Annotated in this window: 8 protein-coding genes; 1 reads left to right on the forward strand and 7 read right to left on the reverse strand. The window is 36.0% G+C overall.

Annotated elements, in window-relative coordinates; genetic code table 11:
* Positions 1–37: 37 nt before the first annotated feature.
* From ACX9YW_RS09105 to ACX9YW_RS09130, 6 genes are all read right to left on the reverse strand, one after another.
* The gene (locus ACX9YW_RS09105; protein WP_460345122.1) at positions 38–3409 is read right to left on the reverse strand and encodes a right-handed parallel beta-helix repeat-containing protein; all 3372 of its coding nucleotides are present in this window, start codon (positions 3407–3409) and stop codon (positions 38–40) included.
* A gap of 294 nt (positions 3410–3703) precedes the next feature.
* Positions 3704–4798, reverse strand: coding sequence for an ABC transporter ATP-binding protein (locus ACX9YW_RS09110; RefSeq protein ID WP_460345125.1), 1095 nt, complete (start codon positions 4796–4798; stop codon positions 3704–3706).
* A 5-nt stretch (positions 4799–4803) separates the two neighbouring features.
* Entirely contained in the window at positions 4804–6708 is a 1905-nt protein-coding gene (locus tag ACX9YW_RS09115; RefSeq protein WP_460345128.1) for a glycoside hydrolase family 127 protein, read from the reverse strand.
* Between the two features lie 99 nt (positions 6709–6807).
* Positions 6808–7752 carry a carbohydrate ABC transporter permease gene (locus tag ACX9YW_RS09120; protein WP_460345131.1) on the reverse strand — a complete coding sequence of 315 codons (945 nt, stop codon included), beginning with the start codon at positions 7750–7752 and terminating at the stop codon, positions 6808–6810.
* 18 nt (positions 7753–7770) lie between these two features.
* Positions 7771–8712, reverse strand: coding sequence for a carbohydrate ABC transporter permease (locus ACX9YW_RS09125; RefSeq protein ID WP_460345134.1), 942 nt, complete (start codon positions 8710–8712; stop codon positions 7771–7773).
* Between the two features lie 101 nt (positions 8713–8813).
* A complete protein-coding gene (locus tag ACX9YW_RS09130) occupies positions 8814–10259 on the reverse strand; it encodes an ABC transporter substrate-binding protein (protein ID WP_460345137.1) in 1446 nt (481 codons plus the stop codon).
* Between the two features lie 726 nt (positions 10260–10985).
* On the opposite strand from ACX9YW_RS09130, the gene ACX9YW_RS09135 reads away from it, so the two are divergent.
* Positions 10986–11555, forward strand: a complete 570-nt coding sequence (locus ACX9YW_RS09135; protein ID WP_460345140.1) for an RDD family protein — start codon at positions 10986–10988, stop codon at positions 11553–11555.
* Between the two features lie 336 nt (positions 11556–11891).
* Here ACX9YW_RS09135 and ACX9YW_RS09140 read toward each other — a convergent pair whose 3' ends face one another.
* Positions 11892–12929 carry a LacI family DNA-binding transcriptional regulator gene (locus tag ACX9YW_RS09140; protein WP_460345143.1) on the reverse strand — a complete coding sequence of 346 codons (1038 nt, stop codon included), beginning with the start codon at positions 12927–12929 and terminating at the stop codon, positions 11892–11894.
* Positions 12930–13103 lie beyond the last annotated feature (174 nt).

A 13103-nucleotide genomic window follows, 5' to 3' on the forward strand; every position in this document is an offset into this window, starting at 1 on the left:
CTCTCTAAAATTTGATATTCTCAATAGACAATTTCGTTTACAAAAACTCAATCGCCTCTAACACGATATTTCCTATTATAGCAATCGTTAAATGACTTACGTTTTTACCAAGATGAACTTCAGTCATATTTTCGTTATTAATTCCAATAAATAACAAGCCCTCTGCATTAACCTCAACATTACGAGGGATGTCATCTGAAAAGCTCAATACCAATTTGTCTACAATACAATTTTTCTTCAGGGATATTTCAATTATTTCCTCATCTCGGATTTTTACTTTGCTCTGTTTAGCAATTGAACCCTCTAATACCTGATGGATTGGATGTTCTAACTTAATGGTTTGATAGATTTTTTCCATGTTAACGAGCCCAAATCGATTTCCTAAAGTATCATTGAAATGGGACTGATCCAGTAAATAGTGATCGGTATAGACCTTCAGCCAATTACTTCCCCAACCTACTTCGTCATTCACTAGACCATCTTGATTAATATATCCATAGGAACCATCCATCTTTGAGATACCACTTCCGGCCCATCTAAAGTAATGATCCAGAGTTAAATCCTGCGCTAAATCTTTTTGAGTCATGGCTAAATAATAGTTCTTATCACTGCCCAAACCAGAAACGGCCATATCGATAACCGTTTCTTTTTTAAACTGAATATCCTTCCAATTTAGCTCCTTACGATTCAACTCTTTGGAATCCGACAAATCTTCATCATATTGGTGGAGTGAAACTATTAAATCTGATATCCCCACGTTCCAGTCGTGTAGAGTATAGTTTAATTTCACCCCGACTTTATCTATACTTATGGGTCTATTTCCTTTTGTTTTGACTGCTTTTATATTGTTTAATTCCAGCTTGTTGTGAGTATGATTCAGTTCAATATTGTAGATTGAGAAGGGCTTGCTCCCTCCTTCTAAGGTAAGTCTCAGTTTACTTCCTATCACTGGTGCAAACGTTAAGACGTGGTGACTTTTCACAATCTCCCTATTTCCTTCTGGGATATCATGCCATTGCCCTTTACTAAAATACTCCAATGTCATTCCTTGTGGAAGCTTCTCATTATGGTGATTAAAAGTTATTTCACTACTCTGGTAAAAATCAATTACAACCTGATTAAAGCTTCGGTTGCTACCAAAGTTTATTTGATAAAACTCACTACCTAGTTCATTAGTTGAGATCCATCTCTTCGTAAAATCCCCTAAAAAAATAGATTTTGACAATGGAGCTAAAGCATTTGAACCTTCACCCTCACTAGAAACCTCTACAATTTTAGTTACGCTAGGATCATGTAAATACTTTGAAAGATTAGCAATATTAATAAAATCGTGTTCCTTCTTGGAGATAAACCTTTGGCCACTTAACATCAAGATCGACTGCTGCGATAACTGATTATCCACATCGATTTCAAGATAACGAACATTAGTAAAATCAAAATCTCCTACTCTTTTTCTAAAAAAAAGACCTTCACGTTGTAAATCTATCTCCAAATACACCCAATTATATTTTGACTCATTATATTTATTGGCAAGCTCCCCAAACAAATTAGGTTTTGGTGTAAATTCGACATAGTTTTCTTTATCTTTACAAAATCGAATGGTTGGCGTTTTATTTTCCTTATACCAATCAATCATTTCATTAAAATATCTTAAACAGAAACTGAAGTGAGTATAGTCTGAAGCATCCATACACATATTTCCTTGCCGTGGATACTTTAAGGTAATATCTTTAATCCCATTTGCCTGCAGCATGAAGGAGCCGTTACCACTGACATATTCTTTTTTATTGAAAGTAAGTGACACATCACCTTGTGATTCCACACTCCAATCCTCAATCATTTCTTCATTTAACATTTCAAGCCCATTTGCTAAAACGTAAGCATGTATCGTATCAAACCCAACATTTTCACCATCGTTTACCGAAACGCTGATTCGATAGAACCCTGGCTGATCAAAGGTTCTCCTGATGGTTTTACCATAGTATGACTCACCATCACCAAAGTCCCATTGAAAATTTAACTCTAAATTGGCATCCAGATTGATTTCAGCTGAAAAGTCATACTCCTTAGCCACAACAAACGTCTTGGAGCTGGATTTTATTCGTACTTTGAGATCCCTCGCTTCTTCATTTCGTTGAAGTTCCTTAACATCACCAACATATTCATCCAAAAACACAGGTTCTCCATCATTTCCGTAAATTTTATTATTGATGAGGATAATATTTTTGGCATATTTCAAGTAGATTCCGTGTCCGATAAAGCCACGGTTATCACTTTTATTTTCAAAAATTTCATTTTCCTCGATCACCCAATTCGTAGAAGGATAATCCACCTTATTTCGAATTGCAATTCCTGGGCCATTGTTATGATGAATTTTATTTCCTATTACTCTAAAATTTGTACCTGAGCCGTTGACAACGGCTATTCCTGCATTACCAAAGTTCTCAGGTGCATTTTTAAAATTTACGCCGTTATAGCTCACTTCATTCTCCATTAATACGGTGTTATCGGAGTTCCCTAGCCAAAAACCATAGCTAGAAAAGTTCGCCTTATTCCTTATATATGTATTTCCTTCATCCCATGCTTCAATCGCATTATTATTGGCAAAGGAAGTATCATTTTCTTCAAAGTAATTACCTGTAGACATCCAACCGTTTAAAGATCTAATAAATAGCCCATCTCCACCAAACCTCATATCGTTTTTGATGAATTTATTATTGTTAGATCCTGTCTCAATCAATACAGAAGACGAATCCCTCGCATGAACCTCATAGGGCTCCTTCCTAATTCCCCAGCTAAAATCATTTTCATAAAACTCATTTTCACTCGCATGCCATAGCCTTAACCCTACATTGGAGGTATGCGAAAAGTGATTACGTTTCACAATATTATGATTGCCGTTTCGGATGGTCAACGCACTCCATACATTCATAGCCTTGTTATACTCGATCATACAGTGATGAGATCTATCTAGAACAATCCCCCCTAAATCTTCATGTTCATCCCAGCCATGGTCTGGGTTGTGGTAATTATAGGAGAAATCATTGTTATAGATTTTGAATTGTTGACAGTTTTCTAGCTTTAAACCAATTTCAAAGTTCTTTGCACTTAAATTTTTGATTGTTACATTTTCGGCATCCCTTGAATATACCGCAATGCCATGAAATCCTAAGCTATCATCTTTTGCGAGCTTTGAATAACCATAACTAAATTCATTTTTATTATGCGACTCCTTATTTTTCTCCTTCTTCTTTCCACCAATGAATACCGCTCCATTGCCATCGAGTGTGATATGACTGGCACCGATTGTTATTCCCTCTTCTTCAAAAAAATAATAAACCCCAGGCAAAAAAGTAGTATCTTCTGTGATGACCATTCCTGACTTAGGAACGACGTACTGTTTCCCCATCCCTCTCCCCCCTATATATTAAAAAAAATGGTAGTTAATAATCTTTTAGTTAACTTTAAAGCTATGTTGTTTTTAATTTTGCTCCTACTCAATCTAAGTTCTGACAGAAAAACGGCACTTTTGTGACAGTTCAATTCTCTTTAAGCATCGTTTTATCACAAATAAGGTTCTTTCGTGACAGTTTGTTAAATTACAAGCTCAGTTTTTTCACAAAATCATGCTCTATCGGTTCAATTCGCACCACCATATTCCACTTTTTCACCTTGGCAAATTAGATTTTGTATCCAATTATTATTAGGTTATAGCTTCTTCAGTTTCCATATCAAAGAAATGCACAAAATCCATATCTAGTCCCATTTGGATTTTATCGTTTAAATGGATTGGTCGACTGTAACGGATTTTTGAGACTACTCTTTCATCATTTACCTCTCCATAAATGATTAATTCCGACCCTAATCTCTCAATAAAGCTCGCATTTAAATTGATTCTTGATTGCAATGTTTTATCAAACTTTGGATCATCATCGGCTAAAATATGCTCAGGGCGAATTCCCATTATGAGATTTCCATTTTCATATTTATCTAATTTCTGAACTTGTTCATCCGTTAGTTTAAAGTTACCAATTTTTGTATAAACAATACCTTTTTTTACAAACCCATCGACAAAATTGATTGCTGGTGATCCGATAAATCCTGCTACGAATTTATTTGTAGGTTTTTCATAGATTTCTTCAGGCGTTCCTATCTGTTGAATAACACCATTGCTCATAACAACAATTTTGGTTCCCATAGTCATCGCTTCGATTTGATCATGAGTTACATAAATAGTTGTAGCATTGGCATTCTTGTGAATCTTCACTATCGTTTCACGTGTTTGGTGTCTAAGTTTCGCATCGAGGTTGGAAAGAGGCTCATCCATTAAAAACACTTTAGGCTTCTTAACTAGAGCTCTACCAAGAGATACACGCTGCTGCTGTCCCCCTGATAATGCTCGAGGTTTTCGTTCAAGAAGCTCCTCTAACCCTAGATAATTTGCAGCATCTATAATCCGATTATGGATTTCCTTTTTATCTATCTTTCTCATTTTTAAACCAAAGGCCATATTTTTATATACAGACATATGTGGATATAATGCATAGGATTGGAAAACCATCGCAATATCACGATCCTTAGGTAAAACCTCATTCAAATGCATGTCATTCAGATATAAATCACCATCTGTAATCGATTCAAGTCCTGCAATCATTCGTAGTAATGTTGTTTTTCCACAACCAGACGGTCCTAGCAATACGCAAAACTCATTATCATTTATTTCAAGATTGACATTATTTACGGCTGAATAATCGCCATCATAGCTTTTCGATAAATCCTTCATTATTATTTTTGCCATTGTTTTCACCTCTTTACATTTCGTGAATTATCAATTAATTCATTAACAAATACCTTCATTTTTCCAAGGTTACGATTATCCCATGCATAATATGGAATCGCGTTCCAAGTTTGATTCTTCGTTTTTACCTTTAACTTCATAACTCCCCTTAATAAATCTGAAGCCCATTCACTATCAATCTGGGTATCTCGCTCGATGACAATATCATCCATTCCCTGTGGATTATCCGTTTCTTCAAAGGCATACACGACCGGCCCTCTTTGGAGGGCAATTTTTCCAAAAGATGCTTTCACTCTTGGGTCCATATGCACCTTCTTCACCTTCATATTAAATACAATTCCGAGCGTTTCTTCTCCATGAATGCTTGTATCAATACAAACATAGCCATTTTTCACTGCGACACCATTATTTGCTTGACCGCTATATTGATAGGAATATTCTTCACACCAGTTTGGAAGTCTAAAGCAAAGGGTTGAATCAATTTTTTGATCGGCATTTAGCTTAATCTCGATTTTTCCATCCCATGGATAGTTTGTTTTTTGAACGATATGAAGATTATTTCCGTTTATCTTGATTTTTCCATAAGAGCCGATATATTGATTGATAAAGAGTCTTTCTTTTTTTTGAGCATAAATATACTCCGAAGCACAAGGTAGGAACCTTGATAGATTAGTCGGACAGCAAGAGGTCTTAAACCATTCCTGTCTTCTACGATGTCCACCCTCTTCAAACGATTTGCCGTTTGCTTCTAATGGATTAATATAGAAGAATTTTTCGCCGCATAGCGAAACTCCCGATAACACCCCGTTATATAGTTCCCTCTCAATCACATCTGCGTATTTTGCATCCTCGTGTAATAAATTCATTCGTTGGTTAAAAAACACCATTCCGATGGCGGCACAGGTTTCTGCATAGGCTGAAAGATTAGGTAAATCAAAGTCTTCGGTAAATCCTTCATTCTCTTTACTGGAGCCAATCCCACCCGTAACATACATATTTTTATATACAATGTTCTCCCAAATTTTCGTGAGAGCGTTCATATAATCCTCTTTGTGAAAATATTTAGCGACATCAGCCATCCCTGTATACATGTACATTGCTCTTACAGCGTGACCACAAACAAAGGATTGATCCTCAACTGGTAGATGATCCTGATGATATTCTCGCTTGAAAAATAATTGCTTTTTATCTAAATATGGTCTGCCTTCACTTTGGTAGTTGTCCTTTCCTCTTTCAGATAACAGCCAATGCGCAAAATCTAAATATTTGCGATCCTTTTTAAGCTCATACAGTTTGACTAGTGCTAATTCAGGTTCTTGGTGCCCTTCTACCCAATTTCTTTTATGAGGTCCAAAGGTATCCAACCAATGCTCGACCATTTTTATCGATACTTTTAAAAGCTTTTCTTTCCCTGTTGCATAGAAATACGCGATTGCAGCTTCAATTAAATGTCCCCCACAATACATTTCGTGACGATCCATATCTGTCCATCTTAAACCACTATTCTCAGGATCAATGGTATAGAATGTCATAAGGTAGCCATCCTCCCATTGGGAAAAGGCAATAGCATCGATTATGGAATCAATTTTCGCCTCTAGATTCCCGTCCTTATATTGCATTAAAGAATATGCGGCGCCTTCAATTGCCTTATATACATCAGAATCATCGTAAAATCGACCTTCAAACTCTAATTCCTTCGGCAAAGGTTTATCCATTCCTATTTCGAGGTATTTTCCTGATTTAATAAAATTTTCTACCCTTTTTGTTTCTATACAACGATCTACAACTGTATGAACCGTAACTCTATGGTGAGTTTCAAGTATAGGATTCCAGAATGGTGAATCAATCTTTACATCTGTAAAAGGGATTGCTCGACAGACGTGATCAATATTCTGAACCGTAAGCGCCATCCTCTATTCCCCCTCCTTATCTATTGACAACCTCAATATTCTCAGTAATTCGTGACCCTTTTTAAAAAAACTAGTAAAATAGCAAGCTACGTAAGATTTCTACGCACCCTTCGTTCCTGTTCTTGCAATCGATCCCATAAAGTGCTTTTGGAAGATAACAAATAATAGGATTAACGGTAGTGTTGAAACGATGGCAGTAGCCATTTGTACGGATGGTGTTGATGTATATCTTCCTCCCATCATAACCGTCATACCTTGTGAGATTAAAAACATTGGCATTTTACTAATCAAAATTTTCGGCCATAGGTAGGATCCCCAAGTTCCCATAAAAATTAAGATTCCCGCTGCTAATAATGGGGCTTTAGAAAGAGGTAGTACCATCTTAAAGAAAACCCCTATCCGACTCATCCCATCCAAAATCGCCGCTTCCTCAACTTCCTTCGGGAAGGATAAAAAGAACTGACGCATCATAAAGGTAAAATATGCAGAAAAGATAAATGGTACAATTAACCCCATATAGTCATTCGTCCAGCCAAAGAGATTAGCAATCATGATGTATTTTGGTACTAGTGTAATTTGACCTGGAATCATCATGACTCCCAAAATAATGGCAAACCACGCACCTTTAAATGGAAATTCAATTCTTGCCAAAGCATAACCACCTAAAGCAGATACGAGCAGAGTTAATAAAGTTGTGGTAATCGAAACATATGCTGTATTTAATAGCCAGCGAACGAGCTGAACCGATTCTTCATCACTAAATCCAAATAAGATTTTTTTATACGAATATAAAGATAAATCGGATACAGTCCAGCCTGTTGAATAAACATCTAAGCCCTTACGTAGAGATGCGATTACCGAGAAGATGAACGGATATAGTGTAATAATCGCAAATAAGATTGCAGCTAATGTAAAAATAACGGTTACAACTTGATAAATGATTTTTGATCTTTTATGTGGATTTTTTAATGGGTGAGTTGACTTTTTAGGTAAACTTCCTGTTTTCAACTCACTATTTTCGGTATTTACATGATTTAAATCCATTTATTTCACCTGCCTTTATTAATAAGTTTGATCCTTGAATAGTTTTCTTTGAACTAAAGTGAATCCTATGATAATGATTAAAAGCAAGAAGGAAATGGCCGCAGCACGACCCATTTTACTTTGGGTCCAACCCACATAATACACATAATAAACAACTGTCCATAGTGATCCTTCCGCACCACCAGTTGCTGGGGCATCCCCATATTCAGATAACATCTGGACAATATCATAAACCTGAAGGGCCCCGATAAAACCAGTAGCCATAAGGAAAAAAGTTTTATTATTTAATAGAGGGAAAGTGATATGAAAAAATTGTTTGATTCGAGAAGCACCATCTAATGAGGCCGCTTCGTAAACATCATTTGGGATTTCCTGCAGTCCCGCTAGATAAATTAACATGGCATAACCAGCACCTGACCAAACAGACATAATAATCGCTAGCGGCATGGTAAAACTTGGGTCTTCACGCCATTGAACTGGTGGGATTCCAAAAAACGATAAAAAGTCTACTAAAGGTGTAGCGGGTCTAAACATTCCATCGAAGATGATAACGAGAGCTGCGATAGCTGTTACAGTGGGTATGTAATAAGCGACCCTGAAAAAGTTCTTTCCCTTTGCATTGTGTGCGATTAAGGCTAAGATAAGTCCTCCAAAAGTAGTAAAGACAACCGCACCTAGTGCATAATACATTGTTTGCCATACCGCTTTTTGAAAAATAGGATTCTTAAGGGCCATAATGTAGTTATCAAGACCAACAAACTTAATTTTTCCGTTAAACGGATCCAAAATATCATGGCGAAGCATATCATAATTAGTAAATGAAATAATAAAGGCTATTAAGATCGGAAAGATCGTCCAAAAAAGCAAATAGAAAATAGATGGTGCCATAAATAAATACCCGATTGCATAGTCAGAACGTTCTAATTTCGTTAGTTTTCTTTTTTTAGGATTAAATTTCATACGTTCTTCACCTTCCTTTCTGCCTAAAGCGAACTTGATTCTACAACAAAGGAGACTAAAAATTAGCCTCCTTTAAATTGTAAACATAAATGACTTATAGATTAATTAACCTTAGCTTCTGGATTATCTGGCTCAATATCATTTTCTAGAAGCTGAATATTTATGGACTTTTGGCCTTCCTCAAGCTTCCTGATAACTTGCTTTCGAACGGAATTCTTGTCTAAGGCTCCTTCTTTCATCGCTTCATTATAGGCAAGAGTCACTGCATCTTGAACTGGAGTGTACATATCAACTCCGCTTACATTGTAATCAGATGTTGTAACTACCCCATTGTTAGCAATCCAAACAAACGCATCACGTTCTTCAGGCTTATCGAACCATGAATTTGCATATTGATCAGCCCAATCCTTTCGAGCTGGGATTCCTAGTCCTCCAACCTCTGGACCCCGAGCACCCATCCATGCATCAGTTGTTGTCATATATTTGATGAATTCTGCAGCTGCTTCCGCTTTCCAGCCTTCTAAGTTTTTGTTCATAACAACACCTTGATTGTACATTTCAGCATGTGGCTTTCCATCATTACCTAGAGGTACAACCAATGAACCATAATCAACATTTGTAGGAACTCTAGCCTCACCAATCCCTTTGTCCTTACGATAGAAGCCAGTTGGTGTCCAGTCCCCAGTGGGATAAATCGCAACGTTCGCTGCAGAACTGAAGGCGATCGCTGTTTTACCGGGAAGTACATCAGCAGCTGCTGTAACCCAGCCATTATCCGCATATTCAGCAATCTTCATAATTGCATCAACATATTCTTTTTGAGCAATGTTGTTCGTTTTATTTAAGGATTCTCCACCATAACTCCAGAATAGCCACCACCAATACATTAGTGAGCTTGTTCCAACTGTGTAATACGGGTACGTTTTTCCATCCTCATACTCTATTGTCTTCCCTTTATATGTATCATGAAGGGCAGACATAGCCTTTTCGAAATCCTCTAATTCCCATCTTGTATCACTGTTAACATCTAATCCAGCATTCTTAAACATTTCCTTATTGTATAAGAAGGTTACAACCGAGAATGAGTTTGGAACCGCATAATATTCATCTTCAAAATTCCATACATCAATCGTTGCCGGGATAAATTGTTCCCAGAAATTCTTTTCATAATATGGACTTAACGGTTGAATAACAGCGTCTCTCCATGAAGAGGCCATACCTAGATCCAAGTGGAATACATCTGGGCCCCCACCTGCAGCTACTTGAGTTTTAAGAGTATCCTCCCAGCCTGCATCGGAAATGTACTGACCGTCAATTGAGACTTCAATACCTGTTTTCGCTTTATATTCTTCTTTAAACTTAGCAAAAATATCTTCTTGGTTCGGAATGAGATCCCAATATTGATACGTTAATTTAATTTCCTTTGGCTTATCGCCCTTCGGTTCTTTCTTTTCATCGGTATTCGATTTGTCGGAACATCCAATCATACTAATCACCAGAAGAACACTCATCATGATGATCGCAACTCGTTTTAGTACCATACTCATCCATTTACCCCCTAGATCTTCGTCATCTTTTTTATGAATAAAAATGAATTCCAGAGCTGTCTGACATGGTGGTGAAACTATTTATGTTCATGTTTTGGTAGCAAATTCTATTTGAATGCGCTTTCAATAATTATCAAAAGAAAAATAAATATTATGGAAGCTATTCAAATTTTCATCTCCATGGATTACTTTCTATAATGTCTGTGGTGGATTCATAATAATATTGGTGGTGCGGACTGAATACGCTATTTGGTACATTCAGTTATTTTTATTGAATAAAATCTTTGAAGTAAGTTCACTTGTTGGAGTGTGGTTAATTAATAATAGGAAGCTTCTAAATCTGATCGTTCACCACCCTTCTTAGTAAATTGTAAGATTACTTGACCGTTACTATAAGAATATTAAAAGAAAATAAGCTAAAGTTATTTATATTTCCCTTTAAACATTATAGCAAACGTTTTCCCTCTAATTACACATTAAACCTTATTAACTATACTGTCAACATCTAAAATCTGAAAAATTAAATTTTTCGGAAAACTATATTATGGAACAAACAACTACATTGTGGTATCTCAGATAAACCGTTTTTCTATTTTCCGAATAGTATATAAATTTACATAAAGCTATGATATAGTCTTTGTAAGACATCGATAATTTTTTCAGCAGCAAAATCTTACATTAGGGAAGATTTTCTTACTAAAATGACCTAACAAAGGAGTGGTGCTCATGAAAAGAACCAGCTCTCCACCTGCCCCTACTAATGCAAAACTATCAAAGAGAATCCTAGCTTTCCTGATTGATACTCTATTAATCTATTTCATACTCTACCTTTTCAGAAAAGCCTTTCTATCTCCTTCTGAACTAGATTTAGAAATACAAATTAAAAATAGCATCATGAGTGGTATATTACTCTCTTTCTACTCCATCTTGATGAATGGCCGAACAATCGGAAAAAGAATCTTGAAAATAGAGATCATTAGCAAAAATGACCAAAAACTAGATCTTATGACTCTTCTAAACCGTGAAATAATGGGAAAGGTATTTATTGAAAGAGCAAACCTTTGGATTATACTCATCCTGTTTTATACAGGTGTATTGGATAACATCCTAGATAATGGTATCAAAAACCCTATAATTCTAATCTTATGGTATTTGATCAGTCTTCCGTGGTTGATGTTCCTTTCTTTTGCGATACTCGTTAATAGTAATGGACGAACTAGTCTCCATGATCTTGTATCGGGAACAAAGGTGATTGAAAAAGAGTATAGAAGAATGAACCTTCAAAAGTACAAGTAAACTGATGGTGCGACCTAAAATAATGAAGTAAAAATAATTCGAATAATAAAAGCGAGAAACCTCACGATGGACTTCGTGTGGTTTCTCGCTTTTATTACCAACTTCACTTTCAAAAAAACAGCCACATTAAAAGCAAATAACAGCAGAAACAATGTTCTTTACTAATTTGAAGTGGTGAAAATCATAAAAAGAAAGGCTTTTTCGTGTTGTTTGTTGTTTTTAGACAAGGTTAGAGTTGATAGGGTAACCGCTGTTGATTTCCACGAAAGGCTTCGCTTTTTAGAGGGATGATTGTGGAGCATCCACGGATGTAACTGCGGGGGTCTCCACAAAACCTTACTTTTTCGCCTTACCGCAGCTTTCCCTAATGACTAAACTTGTGTCTAAAACGATCTTAATTTTATAAGAATCTTCGTCATTGATCATGTTTAGCATTTTCTCAGCTGCCTTTTTACCAACTGATTCCATCTTTAAATCAACGGTTGTAATTTTTGGATAAGAAATTTGTGATAATAAAGTATTATCAAAACCAATAACGGAAATATCCTCTGGAACCTTAAGTCCAGCTGTTCCACATGCGCCAATTACTCCAATTGCCATTAGGTCATTACACGCAAAAATGGCTGTTGGTCTTCTCTCAGATAAAAGCAGCTTCAAAATTTTCTCTTCAGTTTCCGCTATACCTTCTTTCACGTTACCATGACGAACTCTAACGAGTTCTTTATATTTAAATTTGTTTTTTTCCAACATATTTAGGTAGATTTTTTCTTTCAAATCATAGGAAAAGCTGCTTTCCCCTCTTAGAAATGTAATCTTTTCATGGCCAAGCCCAATCAGGTATTCAAAAGCTTCTAAAGTTCCAAGTTCCTCATTATAGCTAACAAAATTCAAGTCAGAACGAGAGGAATTCGCATTGACAATGATGATTGGCAACTCAGTGGAAGCCTCCACATAAAATCCAGTATCCAAATTTTCGGCTGCAGGATCAATAACGATGATCCCATCAACCTGCAGTGATATCATCTTATTCGTTAATTCTCTTTCTAGCTTTGCATCTCCAGAAGTATTATTTAAGAAAATCGTGTACCCCTGGCTTCTGGTTACTTTTTCAACGGCTTCAACAATCGTCGGGAAGAAAAGGTTTGTTAAGCCCGGCACAATAACTCCAATAACTGACGTTTTCTTCATAATTAAGCCACGTGCAATGATATTTGGCTTATAGTTTAGTTTTTCTATAGCTTTTTCAACTCGTTCTCTTGTATCATGTTTAACTGGATAATTGTTATTCATTACCCTTGATACAGTTGTAATCGAGACACCTGCTTCCAAAGCTACATCGTTGATTGTAGCACTTCCTGTTTCGTTTTTAAACATCCATGTCACCCCCATTATTATTCTTCAGAATCCGTTCGATATGATTGCTCAATATTTTCTGTATTTTAGAAAAGGATTTCTATTATTTAGTATAATAAATTTTTTAGAGAATAACAGTAATATTAATTAAATAATTTAATTAATAGAGAAATATTTCTACTTATTTTCTAAAAA

Source organism: Pseudoneobacillus rhizolycopersici, assembly GCF_054786815.1.

Coding starts and splice junctions, on each gene's coding strand:
- ACX9YW_RS09130 (WP_460345137.1), bottom strand. CDS start 10,259: ATGAGTATGGTACTAAAACGAGTTGCGATCATCATGATGAGTGTTCTT.
- ACX9YW_RS09140 (WP_460345143.1), bottom strand. CDS start 12,929: ATGTTTAAAAACGAAACAGGAAGTGCTACAATCAACGATGTAGCTTTG.
- ACX9YW_RS09110 (WP_460345125.1), bottom strand. CDS start 4,798: ATGGCAAAAATAATAATGAAGGATTTATCGAAAAGCTATGATGGCGAT.
- ACX9YW_RS09120 (WP_460345131.1), bottom strand. CDS start 7,752: ATGGATTTAAATCATGTAAATACCGAAAATAGTGAGTTGAAAACAGGA.
- ACX9YW_RS09135 (WP_460345140.1), top strand. CDS start 10,986: ATGAAAAGAACCAGCTCTCCACCTGCCCCTACTAATGCAAAACTATCA.
- ACX9YW_RS09105 (WP_460345122.1), bottom strand. CDS start 3,409: ATGGGGAAACAGTACGTCGTTCCTAAGTCAGGAATGGTCATCACAGAA.
- ACX9YW_RS09115 (WP_460345128.1), bottom strand. CDS start 6,708: ATGGCGCTTACGGTTCAGAATATTGATCACGTCTGTCGAGCAATCCCT.
- ACX9YW_RS09125 (WP_460345134.1), bottom strand. CDS start 8,712: ATGAAATTTAATCCTAAAAAAAGAAAACTAACGAAATTAGAACGTTCT.